Source organism: Pedococcus sp. P5_B7 (assembly GCF_054049895.1).
Genome location: NZ_JBFULM010000006.1, coordinates 136,755 through 152,261 on the forward strand (window position 1 = coordinate 136,755; position 15,507 = coordinate 152,261).

17 protein-coding genes are annotated in these 15,507 nt (G+C 71.0%); 11 read left to right on the top strand and 6 right to left on the bottom strand.

Going from position 1 to position 15,507, the window contains the following annotated elements; translation table 11 throughout:
* Window positions 1–13: 13 nt before the first annotated feature.
* Window positions 14–976: an anti-sigma factor RsbA family regulatory protein gene (locus ACXJKD_RS14500; RefSeq protein ID WP_457255319.1), complete on the bottom strand. Its 963-nt coding sequence runs from the start codon at window positions 974–976 to the stop codon at window positions 14–16.
* A gap of 197 nt (window positions 977–1,173) precedes the next feature.
* On the opposite strand from ACXJKD_RS14500, the gene ald reads away from it, so the two are divergent.
* The 9 genes from ald (at window position 1,174) to ACXJKD_RS14545 (ending at window position 8,569) form a co-directional block, all read left to right on the top strand.
* Window positions 1,174–2,295, top strand: coding sequence for an alanine dehydrogenase (ald, locus tag ACXJKD_RS14505; protein ID WP_457255320.1), 1,122 nt, complete (start codon window positions 1,174–1,176; stop codon window positions 2,293–2,295).
* Between the two features lie 49 nt (window positions 2,296–2,344).
* Window positions 2,345–3,877: an ATP-dependent DNA ligase gene (locus tag ACXJKD_RS14510; protein ID WP_457255321.1), complete on the top strand. Its 1,533-nt coding sequence runs from the start codon at window positions 2,345–2,347 to the stop codon at window positions 3,875–3,877.
* A 101-nt stretch (window positions 3,878–3,978) separates the two neighbouring features.
* Complete coding sequence (locus tag ACXJKD_RS14515; protein WP_457255322.1) at window positions 3,979–4,167, top strand: hypothetical protein; 189 nt, start codon at window positions 3,979–3,981, stop codon at window positions 4,165–4,167.
* Window positions 4,168–4,225: 58 nt separating this feature from the next.
* A complete protein-coding gene (locus ACXJKD_RS14520) occupies window positions 4,226–4,669 on the top strand; it encodes a MarR family winged helix-turn-helix transcriptional regulator (protein ID WP_457255323.1) in 444 nt (147 codons plus the stop codon).
* A 30-nt stretch (window positions 4,670–4,699) separates the two neighbouring features.
* Window positions 4,700–5,914, top strand: a complete 1,215-nt coding sequence (locus ACXJKD_RS14525) for an MFS transporter (protein WP_457255324.1) — start codon at window positions 4,700–4,702, stop codon at window positions 5,912–5,914.
* Between the two features lie 174 nt (window positions 5,915–6,088).
* Window positions 6,089–6,727 carry a hypothetical protein gene (locus tag ACXJKD_RS14530; protein WP_457255325.1) on the top strand — a complete coding sequence of 213 codons (639 nt, stop codon included), beginning with the start codon at window positions 6,089–6,091 and terminating at the stop codon, window positions 6,725–6,727.
* Window positions 6,721–7,257, top strand: coding sequence for a hypothetical protein (locus ACXJKD_RS14535; RefSeq protein ID WP_457255326.1), 537 nt, complete (start codon window positions 6,721–6,723; stop codon window positions 7,255–7,257). Before ACXJKD_RS14530 ends, ACXJKD_RS14535 begins: the two co-directional genes overlap by 7 nt.
* A 161-nt stretch (window positions 7,258–7,418) precedes the next feature.
* The gene (locus ACXJKD_RS14540; protein ID WP_457255327.1) at window positions 7,419–8,186 is read left to right on the top strand and encodes a HipA family kinase; all 768 of its coding nucleotides are present in this window, start codon (window positions 7,419–7,421) and stop codon (window positions 8,184–8,186) included.
* Entirely contained in the window at window positions 8,183–8,569 is a 387-nt protein-coding gene (locus tag ACXJKD_RS14545; RefSeq protein WP_457255328.1) for a DUF3037 domain-containing protein, read from the top strand. The genes ACXJKD_RS14540 and ACXJKD_RS14545 overlap by 4 nt, the downstream gene beginning before the upstream one ends.
* Window positions 8,570–8,579: 10 nt before the next feature.
* Here ACXJKD_RS14545 and ACXJKD_RS14550 read toward each other — a convergent pair whose 3' ends face one another.
* Window positions 8,580–9,392, bottom strand: a complete 813-nt coding sequence (locus ACXJKD_RS14550) for a TrmH family RNA methyltransferase (RefSeq protein ID WP_457255329.1) — start codon at window positions 9,390–9,392, stop codon at window positions 8,580–8,582.
* Window positions 9,393–9,524: 132 nt separating this feature from the next.
* Here ACXJKD_RS14550 and ACXJKD_RS14555 point away from each other — a divergent pair, with 132 nt between their 5' ends.
* Window positions 9,525–11,291, top strand: coding sequence for an Ig-like domain-containing protein (locus tag ACXJKD_RS14555; protein WP_457255330.1), 1,767 nt, complete (start codon window positions 9,525–9,527; stop codon window positions 11,289–11,291).
* Window positions 11,292–11,318: 27 nt separating this feature from the next.
* On the opposite strand, the gene ACXJKD_RS14560 is transcribed toward ACXJKD_RS14555, so the two are convergent.
* From ACXJKD_RS14560 to ACXJKD_RS14575, 4 genes are all read right to left on the bottom strand, one after another.
* Complete coding sequence (locus ACXJKD_RS14560; protein ID WP_457255331.1) at window positions 11,319–12,092, bottom strand: sulfite exporter TauE/SafE family protein; 774 nt, start codon at window positions 12,090–12,092, stop codon at window positions 11,319–11,321.
* A gap of 91 nt (window positions 12,093–12,183) precedes the next feature.
* Window positions 12,184–13,344 (bottom strand): SPFH domain-containing protein, encoded by a 1,161-nt coding sequence (locus ACXJKD_RS14565; protein ID WP_457255603.1) that lies wholly within the window; start codon window positions 13,342–13,344, stop codon window positions 12,184–12,186.
* A gap of 11 nt (window positions 13,345–13,355) precedes the next feature.
* A complete protein-coding gene (locus ACXJKD_RS14570) occupies window positions 13,356–13,823 on the bottom strand; it encodes an NfeD family protein (RefSeq protein WP_457255332.1) in 468 nt (155 codons plus the stop codon).
* A gap of 49 nt (window positions 13,824–13,872) precedes the next feature.
* Window positions 13,873–14,691, bottom strand: coding sequence for an ABC transporter ATP-binding protein (locus tag ACXJKD_RS14575; RefSeq protein ID WP_457255333.1), 819 nt, complete (start codon window positions 14,689–14,691; stop codon window positions 13,873–13,875).
* Window positions 14,692–14,723: 32 nt separating this feature from the next.
* On the opposite strand from ACXJKD_RS14575, the gene ACXJKD_RS14580 reads away from it, so the two are divergent.
* Window positions 14,724–15,491 (top strand): hypothetical protein, encoded by a 768-nt coding sequence (locus tag ACXJKD_RS14580; protein ID WP_457255334.1) that lies wholly within the window; start codon window positions 14,724–14,726, stop codon window positions 15,489–15,491.
* Window positions 15,492–15,507 lie beyond the last annotated feature (16 nt).

Consider the following 15,507-nt stretch of genomic DNA (forward strand, 5'->3'; position numbering starts at 1 on the left):
GAGGACCCCGCTCCTAGAGCCAGGTGTGCACCCGCACCGTGGTGCCCGCCACGGACGACCGCAGCTGCACCAGGTCGCACAGCTGGTTGACCATCCACAGTCCGCGGCCGTCGGGCTCCTCGGTGCCCGGCGCGAGCCGGCCCGCCAGGGGATCAGCGACGACCCCGTCGTCGGTGACTTCGCAGACCAGCGTCTGGCTCGTCCTCCAAAGCCTCAGGGTGCCCGTCCCCCGTCCGTGCACGACGGAGTTGACGCCCAGCTCGTGCAGAGCCAACCCGAGGTCGGCGGCGCGGTCGTCGGCGATGCCGCAGACCCGCGCCACGTGCAGCGCCAGGTCTCGCACCGCCCTGATCGTCTCAGGGGTGATGGCCCGCACGATGGTGGCCGACGGAGCCGCCGGCAGCGGCGACGCGAACGCGACGGCCCCCAGGTCGTGGCCGCCGTAGGAGTCATTGGTGCGGGCCGTGCCATCGCTGCCGGCGACCCAGGGGTGCGTGTGCAGGGCTTCCGAGACGACCTCGTCGGTCAGGGCGTCGACCTCGTAGGGGCAGCGCAGCCACAGCGGGGCGGTCGCCGGGATGGCGTCGTTGAGCAACGCCTCGTGCAGCTGGCACTCGGTGACCTCGACTCCGGTGCGACCCGCCCAGAGCGGCTCACCCACCCCGCGTGAGGGCCGGTCACCTGCTTCGGCGACGAAGTCCACCCAGGCCTGGATGATGCAGGCCGGGTTGGACCCGAGCGTCTCCATCTCGGCGAACCGCACCTGCGTGGCGGCCTCCCCGAGCGCGGCCTGCACCGCCCGGAGACGCACGGCGGGAAGAGCCACCAGGGTCGCCTCACCCGCCAGCACTCCCTGCCGCACGAAGTCCGCGGCGGCCGCGACGAAGGACCGCTGTCCCGACCACAGCATCATGTCGTGCACGTAGCCGTCGTGGGCGCGCTCCATCATCGGGCTGGGCGTGCTCGTCATGCTCATGATGACTCCGTGCGCGGTGGCCCCGGGTGACAGCTCCCCGGACTCCCGTCAGGCTACGCCCGCGTCGGGCCGGGCGAGGGGGAAACGCTTCGAGAGGTTTCCGGCTCATCGGCCCCTGCCGTCTGGGAGGCTGAGGTTGGCAGGCTGGCGCATCTCCGCCATTGTTCGAGGACCACTGCAACCCCCTGGAGGCTTTGATGAAGGTCGGCATTCCGCGCGAGGTCAAGAACAACGAGTACCGCGTCGCGATCACCCCGTCGGGCGTGCACGAGCTCGTCGTCCACGGCCACGAGGTCTTCATCGAGAAGGACGCCGGCGTCGGGTCGTCCATCCTCGACGCCGACTACACGGCTGCGGGCGCCACGATCCTCGACACCGCCGACGACGTCTGGGGCACCGGCGACCTGATCCTCAAGGTCAAGGAGCCGATCGAGCCCGAGTACCACCGGATGCGTGCGGGCCAGACCCTCTTCACCTACCTGCACCTCGCGGCCGACAAGCCGCTCACCGAGGAGCTCGTCAAGCGCAAGGTCACCGGCATCGCCTACGAGACCGTCGAGCTGCCCGACCGCTCACTGCCGTTGCTGGCGCCCATGTCCGAGGTCGCGGGGCGGCTCGCGCCGCAGGTCGGGGCCCACACGCTGATGCGTGCCCAGGGTGGCCGCGGCGTCCTCATGGGAGGCGTGAGCGGGGTGTATGCCGCGAAGGTCGTCGTCATCGGCGCCGGCGTCTCCGGCATGAACGCCGCCGCCATCGCGCTCGGGATGCAGGCCGAGGTGCTCCTGCTCGACCGCGACATCGCCAAGCTGCGCCACGCCGACGCGATCTACCAGGGGCACTGCCAGACGGTGGCCTCCAACACCTACGAGATCGAGCGGGCCATCGAGGACGCCGACCTCGTCATCGGCGCCGTCCTCGTGCCGGGGGCCAAGGCCCCCAAGCTCGTGACCAACGAGCAGGTCTCGCGGATGAAGCCCGGCTCGGTGCTCGTCGACATCTCGATCGACCAGGGCGGCTGTTTCGAGGACTCACGCCCGACGACGCACGCCGACCCGACCTACCAGGTCCACAACTCGGTGTTCTACTGCGTGGCCAACATGCCCGGCGCGGTGCCGCACACCAGCACCTACGCACTGACCAACGTCACCCTCCCGTATGCCGTGCAGCTCGCCAACCAGGGGTGGCGTGACGCCCTCGCGGCGAACCGCCCCTTGGCGTTGGGGCTCAACACCCACGACGGTGCGGTCACCTACGCCCCGGTGGCGGAGGCGCACGGGTTCGACTCGACCGACCTGCAGACCATCCTCGGCAAGGCCTGACACCCGGCTGACCCACGGCGCTGTCACCCGCCACGGCTAGGTTCGGATCGTGCTCTTCGCCCACGTCGTCGCCGCCTCGGCGGCAGCCACCGCCACCCGGTCCCGGTTGGCCAAGACTGCCGCCGTGGCGGACGCGTTGCGCGCGGCCGGCCCCGAGGACGCGGCGACGGTCGCGGCATACCTGTCCGGGGTGCTGCCGCAACGACGGGTCGGGGTGAGCTGGCGAGGCCTGGCCACCCTCCCGACCCCCGCGGCGGAGGCCACCGCGACCGTCAGCGAGATCGACGCAGCGCTGGGCAAGATCGCGCTGATCGCCGGCAGCGGCTCCGGGGCCGCGCGTTCCACCGCGGTGCAGGCGCTGTTCGGTCGGCTGACCGAGCAGGAGCAGGACTACCTCCGGGCGCTGGTCACCGGCCAGGTGCGGCAGGGTGCCCTGGACGGCGTCATGCTCGCCGCCATCGCGCAGGCAGCCGACGTGCCCGAGGCCGCCGTGCGCCGTGCCACCATGCTGGCCGGATATGCCGCGCCCGTCGCCGTCGCCGCCCTGACGGGCGGTGTCACAGCGCTCGACGACATCCACCTCGAGGTCGGACGGCCATTGCGCCCGATGCTGGCCGCCTCCGCGCCCGACGTCGAGGCAGCCTGGGAGCAGGTGGGTGACACCTCGCAGGGGGTGGTGGTCGACGGCAAGCTCGACGGCATCCGGCTGCAGGCCCACCGTGACGGTGCCGACGTGCGCCTGTTCACGCGGTCGCTCGACGACATCACGGACCGGCTGCCCGAGGTGGTCGAGGCGGTCCTGGCGCTGCCGGCCTCCCGGCTCGTCGTCGACGGTGAGGCCATCGCCCTCGACGGAGCGGGACGCCCGCTGCCCTTCCAGCAGACCGCTTCTCGCACGATGAGCAGCACCAACGTCGACGAGCTCAGGGCTGCCGTGCCGGTGACGCCCTACTTCTTCGACCTGCTCCACCTCGACGGCGACGACCTGCTCGAGCTCCCCGCGGCCGAGCGCTTCGACCGGCTCGCAGCCCTCGTCCCACCGGTCAGCCTGGTGCCGCGCATCACCGCGGCCAGCCCGGCTGAGGCGACGGCGTTCTTCGACCAGCTCGTCCGCGACGGTCACGAGGGCGTCGTGGTGAAGTCGCCGAGCGCCCCCTATGCCGCCGGTCGCCGCGGCGCCGGCTGGGTCAAGGTGAAGCCACGGCACACCCTCGACCTGGTGGTGCTGGCGATCGAGTGGGGCAGCGGTCGCCGCAAGGGCTGGCTCTCCAACATCCACCTCGGTGCGCGCGACCCGGAGACCGGCGGCTTCGTCATGCTCGGCAAGACGTTCAAGGGCATGACCGACGAGATGCTCCAGTGGCAGACCGAGCGCTTCACCGAGCTCGCGACCGACGGCACCGACGGCTATGTGGTGCCGGTGCGTCCCGAGCAGGTCGTCGAGATCGCCTTCGACGGCATCCAGACCTCGTCGCGCTACCCCGGCGGGATGGCGCTGCGGTTCGCGCGGGTGCTCCGCTACCGCGACGACAAGACGGCCGACGAGGCCGACACCATCGACACGGTTCGCGCGCTGCGCTGAGTCCCGGTCGGGGTCTGCGCGGACGTATCAGGCGCGACCTCACCGTCCTCCTTGAGTCAGGACGTGCCGCGGGGGGCGGCACGGACGAGGGGGACAGAACCATGGGGACACGACACACCACCAGGGGCGACATCGCCCACCACCACCCGCACGTGCTGCGGGTGAACTTCGGCACGTGGCGCTGGCAGTGCGAGTGCGGCGGCGCGTCCTGCCGCAGTGCGATCGTCCAGCTGAGCTGGCGGGAGGCCGTGCTCGGCGCGCTCAACCACGCCACCTGCCTCGCGCCCTGAGTCGCGCCGGGTCACCCCGGAGGTGCATTGCATAGGTTCTCTATGTAATGTGGGGGCCGTGACCGATCGCGACGAGCTGGGCAACAGCGTCCTGCGTTCCGCCGCACGGCTGACCCGCTGGGCCTCCCGCAACGCGACCTTCGACGTCCCGATGGCCCAGACCCGGCTGCTGGCCCTGGTCGAGGAGCTCGAGCCCGCGCGGATCAGCAGTCTGGCTGCCGCCGACCACACCAGCCAGCCGACGATGAGCATCCAGGTGCAGCGCCTCGAGGCGGAGGGCTGGACCAAGCGCGCGCCCGACCCGGCCGACGCGCGCGCCAGCCTCGTCTCGCTCACCGCCGTCGGCCGGGCCGCCCTGGGGCGGGCCCGTCAGGCGCGTCTGGAGGCCCTGTCCCCCGCGTTCGACCAGCTCGACGCCGAGGCCATCAGCCGGCTCGAGCTCGCCGTCGCGGCCCTCGACGACCTGCTCGCCCGCGCGGCGAGCACTGCACCCACCCCCTGATCCCCCACCAGAGAGAAGCCTGAACCCACCATGTGGCGCCAACCCAAGACCGTCTGGTCCGTCGCCTTCGCCTGTGTCATCGCCTTCATGGGCATCGGCCTGGTCGACCCCATCCTCAAGCCCATCGCCGACGACCTCGGAGCCAGCGCGTCGCAGGTCTCGCTGCTCTTCACCAGCTACATGGCGGTGATGGGGGTCGCGATGCTCGTGACCGGCTGGGTGTCCAGCCGCACCGGAGCCAAGCGGACTCTCCTGCTCGGGCTCGTCGTCATCATCATCGGCGCGGGCCTGGCCGGGGCCCAGGACTCGATCGGCGGGATCGTCGCGTTCCGCGCGGTCTGGGGCCTCGGCAACGCGCTCTTCATCGCGACGGCCCTGGCCACCATCGTCAGTGCCGCCCGCGGCTCGGTGGGCCAGGCGATCGTCCTCTACGAGGCGGCCCTCGGCGTCGGCATCGCCACCGGCCCGCTGCTCGGCGGGTGGCTGGGCGGACACTCGTGGCGCTGGCCGTTCTGGGGCGTGTCCGCGCTGATGGCGGTGGCCCTGGTCGCGATCCTCACCACCCTGCCGGCGACGCCACCGACCGGTCCCCGCAGCAGCATCTCCGCACCGCTCAAGGCCCTGTCGCACCGCGGCCTCCTGACCGTGGGGATCACCGCGCTGCTCTACAACTTCGGCTTCTTCACCTTGCTCGCCTTCACGCCCTTCCCGCTCGCCATGGGCGCGCACCAGGTCGGCCTCATCTTCTTCGGCTGGGGCCTCCTGCTCGCCTTCACGTCGGTGGTCGTGGCACCACGGCTGCAGCGCCGGTTCGGGACCCTGCCCGGCGTCATCGGCGCCCTCGTCGGCTTCGCCGTCATCCTGGCGGCGATGGCCATCGGCACCGACCACAAGCCGGTCCTGGTCGTCGGGGTGGTCCTCGCCGGAGCCTTCCTCGGCATCAACAACACGCTCATCACCGAGACCGTCATGAAGGTCTCGCCGGTCGAGCGCGCAGTGGCCTCGGCGGCCTACAGCTTCGTCCGGTTCGGCGGTGGCGCGATCGCCCCGTGGCTGGCCGGAAAGCTCGGCGAACGCTCGGTCCACGTGCCGTTCTGGGTCGGCTCGAGCGCGGTGCTGCTCGGCGTCGCCGTCCTCCTCACCGCACGACGGGAGATCACTGCCGTCGACCGGGAGCACGCCGACGAGACGGTCGAGCAGGGGCGTCCCCTGGAGGCCGCGGCGCTCACGGTCGGCGACGCCTGAGACGAGACGCCCGAGACCGAGTCTTCCGGGCAGCGTGGTTGCCCGCGACCATCCAGGCGGGGCGAGCGGAGAGTTAGTGCCACTGCGTCACCATTCACCAGCGCGGGCGTCCCATCCACAGGGAGGCAATGCAGCCTCCTCAGGGAGGGAAACCGAATGCGACGCGCACTATCCGTGGGGCTCGCCCTGCTGACCATGATCTTGACGGCTGTCGCCGCGGCAGGTTCGGCACAGGCGTGTGACAACACGACTCACTGCTACGCCACCGCGAGCTACACACGTTCCGGCATCAAGGGCCTCCACGCCACCATCGATCCCTATTACCTGACGTCATCCTCGGGCTACTTCACGACGGACGAAATCTGGTTGACGAGCAGCAGCGCCGCGTACTGGGTCGAAGTCGGGTACATCCGCAACTACGCCACCATCGATGGCATCAGCCAGGGCCTCAGCACTTTCTGGTTCGACTCACGACCCGGGGGCGGAACTCACGGCCACGTCCTTCAAACCAACCCGGCCCTGTCGGCGCGGACGTTCTACATCATGCAGTCATCTCCGACCACTAGCTTCGGAGTCGGAGACGGAACGGCGACCGGTACCTCGACGTCCAACACGATGACTCCCTCCTACGCCCAGGTGGGTTCAGAGACAACCACTTCATCGTCGTGTTCGCGAAGCCACGACTATTCCATGGGCTACTCGGTTGGGTCTGGCTGGGTCGGGTTTCCCAGCGCCTCGACGATCATCAACTCACCCCAACGACTTTCGTGGGTCAGCAGACCCACCAACATGGAAGCAGGTGTCTGGTGTTGAAACTCTCCCGTCCGCCCCTGCACGTCGCGATCGGCGCCGCGGCGCTGGCCATCGTCGGCGTCACGCTCACCATGACCTCGGTCCACGCGCAGCCATGGTCCAGCTCGCCCAAGGACTGGTCACTGAGCGCCAAGGAGACTGCCGAAGCGCGCAAGGCCCTGATGCTCCTCGTGACCCAGTCACAACCGAACAGCACGAACACGGGTCGCGTGCACGGGGCATGGCCGAAGAACCTGACCTCGGGACGTAGCTGGGGCACAGACCGCGCCACGGCCAATGCGGCCATGGGCACCCCCGGATCCGCGCCAGCCACCGACCACCGCCCGGTCGTCTGCGTGGAAGCAAGAGGAACCTTTTCGACCTCTTCGCTCCCGCGGCCGCCGGGGGCTCCAGTCAAGACGTACAGCTACGTCACCAGCTGTTTCGACCCCACCACCGGAGACACCCTGGACATGGGCTATGACGACAAGCCCGTCACCAAGGCCTTCGCAAGCGCCCGCCCGGTCGACACCGACAGCCCACTCCCATAGCACGTAGAGAAGTCCAGCACACAGTGATGGTGTCCCCGGGAGATCCGCCCATAGCAATCAGCGCCAGTTGCGGCCGCAACTCAGTGCGTTGCAGCGTCAGGCGCACAGGCTGGCAACGGCCACAGCCCGGACCGCGACGCCCAGCCCTCTAGGCTGGCGTCGTGCTCGACGAGGTCACCGCCACGCGCTACGTCACGCCCCTCAAGGAGGGCGGGTCGCTGCCCGGCATCGTCGAGGCCGACGACCTGGGCACCTACGTGCTGAAGTTCCGCGGTGCCGGCCAGGGCCCGAAGGTCCTCGTCGCCGAGGTCGTCGTCGGCGAGCTCGCCCGCTCACTCGGCCTGAGCGTGCCACGCCTCGCCGTGGTCGACCTCCAGGCACCGATCGCCAAGTACGAGGCGGACGAGGAGGTCCAGGACCTCCTCACGGCCAGCATCGGCCCCAACCTCGGCATCGACTTCCTGCCCGGCTCGTTCGGCTACGACGGGTCGCGACCCCCGGCACCCGACACCGCCGCCGACATCCTCTGGCTCGACGCCCTCACGGCCAACGTCGACCGCACGTGGAGCAACCCCAACCTCCTGGTCTGGCACCGCAACCCGTGGCTGATCGACCACGGGGCCGCGCTGTACTTCCACCACGGCTGGCCGAGCCGTGGCGCCGACGCCGAACGGTTCGCCGCCCAGCCCTTCGACGCCAGCACCCACGTGCTGCGCGACGTCGCCTCCAGCCCGGCCGCGGCCCACGAGCGGCACGCACCAGGTCTCACCAGGGAGCTCCTGACCGAGGTGGTGGCGGCCGTCCCCGAGGTGTGGCTGGAGCAGGCACCCGGTCTCGACACCGTCGACGCGGTGCGCACGGCATACGTCGACCACTTGCTGGCCCGCGTCGCGAACCCGCCGGCCTGGCTCCCGGGTGAGGCGTCATGACCCGCCACGGCTACCAGTACGTCGTCCTCCGCTGCGTGCCGCGCGTGGAGCGCGAGGAGTTCCTCAACGTCGGTGTGGTGCTCTACAGCCAGGCCGCCGACTTCCTCGAGGCCGCCTACCGCGTCGACGAGGCGCGCCTGCGGGCGTTCGCTCCCCAGGTCAGCGTCGAGGACGTGGACCAGGCCCTGGAGACGATCTGCCAGGTATGCCGCGGGGTCACCGGCGGTGGGTTGCCCACCCTCGGTGGACTGGGACGCCGGTTCGGCTGGCTCAGTGCGCCCCGGAGCACCGTGGTGCAACCCGGCCCGGTGCACGGCGGCCTCACCGACGATCCGGCCGCGGAGCTGGCCGAGCTGCTGCGTCGACTCGTCGACCAGGCCTAGCTGTCCTGATCTAGCGCTGCGGGCGCAACGCCCAGGCGGCCACGGCACCCGCCGCAGCGACGTTGAGGGAGTCCACTCCCCCGGCCATCGGAATGGTCACGGTGAGGTCGGCCGCCTCGAGCGTGTGGTGCGAGAGTCCGTCGCCCTCCGTGCCGAGCACCAGGGCCAGTCGCTCCGGTGGGTCGGCAGCCAGCTCGTCGAGGCTCACCGCGTCGTCGGCGAGGGCCAGGGTCGCGACCGTGAACCCGGCGGCCTGCAGCTCGGTGATCCCCCCGGGCCACGGGTCGATCCGGGTCCACGGGACCTGGAAGACGGTGCCCATCGAGACGCGGATCGCCCTGCGGTACAACGGATCCGCACACTGCGGCGTCACGAGCACCGCGTCCACACCGAGGGCGGCAGCCGAGCGGAACACCGCGCCCACGTTGGTGTGGTCGACGATGTCCTCGAGCACCAGCACCCGTCGGGCGTCGGCCACCAGGGCCGCGACGCTGGGCAGCTCCGGCCGCTGCATCGAGGCCAGCGCACCCCGGTGCAGGTGGAACCCCGTGAGCTGCTCGATCACGTCGTGCTCGCCGACGAAGACCGGCACGCCGTCCGCCTCGGCGTCGGCCACCAGGTCGGCGAGGTCGGTCAGCCAGCGCTCGGCCATCAGGTAGCTGCGCGGTCGGTGACCCGCTCGCAGCGCCCGGCGGATGACCTTCTCCGACTCGGCGATGTACAGGCCGCGCTCGGGCTCGGTGCGCCGTCGCAGCGCGACATCGGTGAGCGACACGTAGTCGGCCAGCCGCGAGTCGGAAGGGTCGGTGATGGCGAGGGGCACGGCGAGCAGGCTAGGCCACCGCCGATTTCAGCGAAAAGCCTGCTGAGGGAGATGCCATCGGTCTAGCCTTTCCGCAGCACAGCTGCGACCGACGCAGGGTCGGCGACGGCGGTTGGTACGAGGGGGCTCGCGATGCGTGGACGGGGAATCTGGGCGCGACTGGTGACGGGCGCTGTCGTGGCTGCGCCCCTGGCCCTGGCGGCTGTCACGGCACCGGCCGTGGCCGCCGGTGAGAGCGAGACGTACCTGTCGTACGTCAGCGCGCCGGGCGACTACATCGGTCAGGGACGAAGCGCCACCCTCGCTGCTCCGACCCAGTTCAGCATCCGTGGCACCGCAGGCTCGGTCACGGTCTCGGCCGACGCGGGGTCGGAGTGGTGGGACTTCACGCTCGCAGCGCCCACCGGCCAGCAGCTGACGACCGGGTCCTACGAGAACGCCACCCGCGCTCCCTTCAACAGCACGTACGGCGGCCTCTCGGTCACCTCGACCGGACGTGGCTGCAACCAGGTCAAGGGTCGCTTCACGATCTTCGCGATCAGCGCGGACACCGCCGGACGCATCACGTCGCTCGATGCGACCCTCACTCAGTTCTGCGACAACAGCACCGGAAGCCTGTCGGCCACCGTCAAGTACGCAGCGCCCTACGTCATCACCCCCGTCCTCACCTCGTCCAACCCCAGCGTGGTGGCCGACCAGCCCGTGACACTGACCGCCAGGACGTCACCCGGCACCGCTGGCGGAGTCGTCTTCTACGACGCGACGACGCCCATCGGCCAGGGCTCCTTCGACACGAACGGCACGGCACGGCTCACCACCTCGCGACTCACCCCGGGCGCGCACTCGCTCTACGCCCAGGTCGGTACCGCCACCTCCGCCCGGTTGCTGCAGCAGGTCGCCGTCCCAGACACCTCCCTGTGGTTCGGGAGCGAGGCCGGCGACTACATCGGGCAGGGTGCCTCGGCCAGCTACCTGCCACCCACGGCCACCGTCGACGCCAGCGGTACCGCCGGGTACGCCACCGTCTCGGTGGACTCACCGGGCACCGGCCAGTGGTGGACCCTCGACGTCGCAGCGCCCCCGGGTGAGACGTTGCAGGCCGGCTCCTACACCGGCGCGGTGCGGGCGCCGTTCCGTGGGGCGGGTCAGCCCGGTCTGAGCTTCTCGGGCACCGGGCGTGGCTGCAACACGCTGACCGGTGACTTCACCGTCCACAGCATCGCGACCGACCCTGCCGGGGCGATCACCAGCCTCGACGTGTCGTTCCGGCAGTACTGCGACAACGCCGTCGCCGGGATGTCGGGGCGGGCGAGGTTCCACACCGTCGCCCCGGACCCACGGGCCGCCACCACGACCACCGTGACCGGCGGCGCGACCAGTGACGGCGGGGTCGCCCTCACCGCGACGGTGACCGGTGGGCCCGCGGTGCCCACGGGCCAGGTGACCTTCCGCGAGGGCCAGACGACGCTCGGGACGGCAGCGCTCGACGGCGGCGGCGCGGCCTACCTGCTCGTGCCCGGGCTCCCGCGAGGGAGTCACACCCTCAGTGCCGACTACGCCGGGAGCACGACTCTCCTGCCGAGCACCGGGACGACCACGGTGGTCGTCCCCGGGATCGCGACCACAACCTCGATGTCCGTCGCCAGGACGGCCAAGACCGGCAAACCCGTGCCGGTGGCGGTCAGCGTGGCGGCCGGCTCCGGCCCCCGGCCCAGCGGAACGGTGCGGCTCTACGACGGGGTCGAGCCAGTGGGGACCGCCGCCACCTTGGTCGACGGCAAGGCCACGGTCGTCTGGACTCCAGTGGCCAAGGGCAACCACAGCCTGACGGTGCGATACCTCGGGAGCTCCACGCACGCCGAGTCGGTGTCGCCGGCCACGGTGGTCAAGGTCACCTGAGCCACGGCGGCGCCATCGGTCCGACCGTCAGCTGAACCAGACGATCTTGATGATGCCGACCAGGCCAACCACGATGATCACGCCGCGCAGGGCGACGGGGGGCAGCCGGCGTCCGACCTTCGCCCCCACGAACCCACCGGCGAACGCCCCGAGCCCGATGAGCAGCGCCACGAGCCAGTCGATCCGGCCCCACGCGACCGCCATGAAGGTGATCGCGGCGACGGCGTTGACGATGGTGGCCAGCACGTTCTTGAAGCCGTTGAGCCGCTGGATCGGCTCGCTCGACAGCGCGCTCATCAGCCCCATCAGGATCACCCCCTGGGCCGCCCCGAAGTAGCCGCCGTAGATGCCCGCCACGAGGACCCCGGCCGTCAGCGCCACCCCGTGCCACGAGGCCGGCGCGACCCCCGCCTCGTGCCGGGCCGCTGCGCGGGCCTGGAGCCTGGGGCCGAGGACGACGAGCAGCAGCCCGAGCCCGATCAGCACCGGGACGATGGCCTGGAACGCCTCTGCGGGCAGGACCAGCAGGAGCACGGCACCGATGACCCCACCGGCCAGCGAGGCCGGTGCCAACCGCCGCAGCGTGCGTCCGGCGCCCTCCAGCTCGGAGCGGTAGCCATGGACTGCCGTCACCCCACCGGCGACCAGCCCCACGGTGTTGGACACGTTGGCCACGACCGGCGGATAGCCGAAGAAGAGCAGCGTCGGGAAGGTGATCAGGGTGCCGGAGCCGACCACGGTGTTGATGGTCCCCGCCGCGAGCCCCGCGAGGAAGATCCCGAAGGCTTCGAAGACGGACACCACGTCACCCTAGCGACGCGGCTCCCCCGCTCCCGACACAGGTATGCCGCCCGCGCAGGTGCGCGGGCGGCATACCGAGGTGGGGTGGAGGTCAGGCCGGCGGCGGAGGCTTGGGGTCCTCGTCGGTCTCCAGGGGCGGGACGGCCGGCGGGGTCGGCGGCTCGAAGTCGGGCACCGCGTCGGCCGGCGGCTGCACCGGGGGCTGGACCCGCCGCACCGGTGCCGCGTGCTCGGTGGCCTCCTGGCTCGCCTTGCCGGCAAGCCCGCGCGCCTCGGCGAGGGCCTGCATGGGGTCCTCGAGGACGGTCTCGTCGAAGGCGTCCGCGAGCTGGCCGGGGTCGACCCACTCGTCCTCGCCCCCGTCGTCCGGGCCGTGTGGCTTGTCGGTGGCGCCGAGCGCCCCGCCGATGCCGCGCAGGGCGTCGGTCAGCTCGCTGGGGATGATCCACATCTTGTTGGAGTCACCCCGCGCGATCTGCGGGAGCACCTGGAGGTACTGGTAGGCCAGCAGCTTCTGGGTGGGCTTGCCACGGTGGATCGCGTCGAAGACCTGCTGGATGGCGCGGGCCTGGCCCTGGGCCTCGAGGATGCGCGCCTGGGCGGAACCCTCGGCCCGCAGGATCTGGCTCTGCTTCTCACCCTCGGCCGTGAGGATCGCGGACTGCTTGGTGCCCTCCGCGTAGAGGATCTGCGCACGACGCTCGCGCTCGGCCTTCATCTGCTTCTCCATCGACTCCTGCACGGAGTGCGGCGGGTCGATGGCCTTGAGCTCGACGCGGTTGACGCGGATGCCCCACTTGCCGGTGGCCTCGTCGAGGACTCCACGGAGCTGGGCGTTGATCTGGTCACGGCTGGTCAGGGTCTGCTCGAGGTCGAGCGAGCCGATGACGTTGCGCAAGGTGGTGACGGTGAGCTGCTCGATGCCCTGGATGAAGTTGGCGATCTCGTACACGGCGGACTTGGCGTCGATGACCGAGTAGTAGATGACCGTGTCGATGTTGACGACCAGGTTGTCGCTGGTGATCACGGGCTGGGGCGGGAAGGACACGACCTGCTCACGCAGGTCGACGTTGGCCCGCACCTTGTCGACGAAGGGGACCAGGAAGTGGATGCCTCCCTCGAGGGTGCGCGCGTAGCGTCCGAGCCGCTCGATGATCAGGGCCGTCTGCTGGGGCACGATGCGGACCGTGCGGAAGAGCACGATCAGCGCAAAGGCGACCAGGATCAGCAGGACGATGAAGCCTGCTCCGATGCCGTCCACGTCTACTCCGTTTTCTGACCCGCCGTGACGCCGGTGACGATCACGGTGGCCCCCTCGATTGATACAACCCGGACCTCTTGGCCGGGCTGGCATGTGGCATCCCCCTGCGGGGTGCGGGCGGACCAGGTCTCGCCGCCCACCTTGACGCGACCGTCGGTCGCGGTGACTGCTTGGAGCACGCGGCCGCTCCGGCCGACGAGACCGGTGGCCCCGATGCCGTGGCTGGCCTCGGCCACCATGAACTTGCGGGTGATGATCGGGCGCACCAGGAGGAGCAGCAGCCCCGCCACGATGACGGCGACCACCACCTGGGCCGGAAACGGCACCCCGACCGCGGAGGCCGCAGCACCTGCCGCGGCGCCGCCGGCGAGCATGAGGAACACGAAGTCGACGGTGGCGGCCTCGATGGCCGCCAGGATCAGTGCCAAACCGAGCCAAGCCAGCCACGGGTTGTCCGCGAACCAGTCCATGACGCCCCTCCCTCTCCGCAGTTCCACACACCTCAGTGGTCCAGCAACTCTAGGACGAAGGAGGGCTCTCTGACGTTCCTTCGGCGACCTTCAGTCGCGCCGTCCACCGGTCGCCCCGACGCTCGAGCTCGAGCGGCATCCCGAAGGTCTCCGAGAGGTTCGCCTCCGTGAGCGTGATCTCGACCGGCCCCTGGGCCACGATCCGTCCCTCGCGCAGCAGCATGACGTCGGTGAAGTGCGGCGGGATCTCCTCGACGTGGTGGGTGACGAGGATCAGCGCGGGTGCCTCGACGTCTGCGGCGAGCACGCCCAGCCGTCGCACGAGGTCCTCACGACCACCGAGGTCGAGGCCGGCGGCGGGCTCGTCGAGCAGCATCAGCTCGGGGTCGGTCATCAGCGCGCGGGCGATCTGGACCCGCTTGCGCTCGCCCTCGGAGAGGGTGCCGTAGGTGCGGTCGGCCAGGTGGTCGGCTCCCAACGCAGCAAGCAGCTCGGAGGCCCGGGCGTGGTCGAACGTCTCGTAGCTCTCACGCCACCGGCCGACGACCCCGTAGGAGGCGGTCACCACGACGTTGTGGACGACCTCGTCGAACGGGATGCGCTCTGCCAGGGCCGCCGAGGCGAGCCCGATCCGTGGCCGCAGCTCGAACACGTCGACCGCTCCCAGCACCTCGCCCAGCACGCCGGCCACGCCACGGGTGGGGTGCATGCGACCGGCAGCGAGCTGGAGCAGCGTCGTCTTGCCGGCGCCGTTCGGGCCGAGGATGACCCAGCGCTGCCCCTCCTCGACCTCCCAGGAGACGTCGTCGAGCAGGGTCGCCTGACCCCGGACGACGCTCACTCCTGCGAACTCAAGGACGTCACTCATGGCACCGGACCCTATCGGCTTAGCATGGCGGGATGCCCGAACTCCCTGCGTCCGTGCGGCTTTCGCTGTGGACGACCCACGCCTGGGCGACGGGGAGCCGGCTGGAGGACGCGATCACCCGGGCCCTGCCCGACATCGACCACGTCGCGGGCGACCTCGACCGCCTCGCGCTGTGGCACGACCTCGGGGAGCAGGCCCTCCTCGTGGCCCTGCCCGCGCCGGGCGACCTGGTCGGCCTGCCGGGCGCGTCGGTCGAGGCCCAAGGCGCGGCGGCGGTGGGCGGCGAGTGCGTGTTCGTCCCCGGTCTCGGCGGGATGTTGGTGCCCACGATCTCGACGTACGGCGCCGGTCCCGAGGGCGGGCTGGACGTCGGCACCCGGGTGGACTGGACGGCATACGACGCGCACCCGGTGCCGCGGCACCGCGTGGAGGCCCTGGAGCCGTCACAGCTCGAACGCCACCTGCGCGACGAGATCCGCACGGCCACCGAGGCCATCGACGCGGTGGGTGGGCAGCCGTTCGGCGCCACTGCGGCGCGTGAGCTCGCCGATGCGGCCATGGGTGGTCGCTGGGGGCTGCCGGGCGGCCTGCCCGGCCGGGCGGCTCGCGTCATCGCCCTCGCCGGCACCATCGACTCGGTCGTCGACGTGGCCCTGTCCGCGGGCGACGGCGCCCTCACCGCCGCGGAGGCGGGCGCGCGACACCGCCTGCTGCTGCGCCTCCAGCGCGCCTCGGAGCGCGCCCTCGCCGATGCCACCAACGCCGCCTGTGCGGTGCTCGCCGGCTGGCGGCCGCAGTAACCCACTGGGTCGGACG